The sequence below is a fragment of the Dryocola clanedunensis genome, from assembly GCF_038405435.1.
GTDB classification, from domain to species: domain Bacteria; phylum Pseudomonadota; class Gammaproteobacteria; order Enterobacterales; family Enterobacteriaceae; genus Dryocola; species Dryocola clanedunensis_A.
Genome location: NZ_JBBYHZ010000227.1, coordinates 1 through 518 on the forward strand (window position 1 = coordinate 1; position 518 = coordinate 518).

Annotated in this window: 1 pseudogene; it reads right to left on the reverse strand. The window is 68.1% G+C overall.

From position 1 onward, the window contains the following. Window positions 1-391, reverse strand: a pseudogene (locus AAE045_RS24365) (dihydropteroate synthase); the annotation flags it as partial. Window positions 392-518 lie beyond the last annotated feature (127 nt).

Consider the following 518-nt stretch of genomic DNA (forward strand, 5'->3'; position numbering starts at 1 on the left):
GAGCTCGGCGGCAGCCTCCAGCGCACCGGGCTGGCGCAGCGCATGAATGTCATTGATCAGGCCGGCACCGGCGGCAACGGCGGCACGCATCACCTCGGGCTTGAAAGTGTCGATGCTGATCGGCACGGAAGTTTCGCGCGCCAGGCGCTCGATCACCGGGATGACCCGGCGCAGTTCTTCGTCCAGCGGCACCGGCGCACTGCCAGGCCGGGTCGACTCGCCGCCGATGTCGAGCAGGTCGGCACCTTCGGCGACCAGCTGCAGGCCGTGTGCGGTGCTCACCGCCGTCGGAGAACGAATCCGGGGTGACATTGACGATGCCCATGACCCGCGGGCGATCCAGCCGCAGCAAGCGGCCGCCGCAATCGAGCTGGGGAGAAATGTCGAACATGGGCAGATCCACGAAGTACGCCAGCGCGTAGTTTACGCCGGACCACGCGACCGCCTGCCGGTCGCGCTGACGAAGCCTGCCCTCAGCGCTGGCGGCGCTTGCGCTCCACGTAGACCGTCTTGGCGAT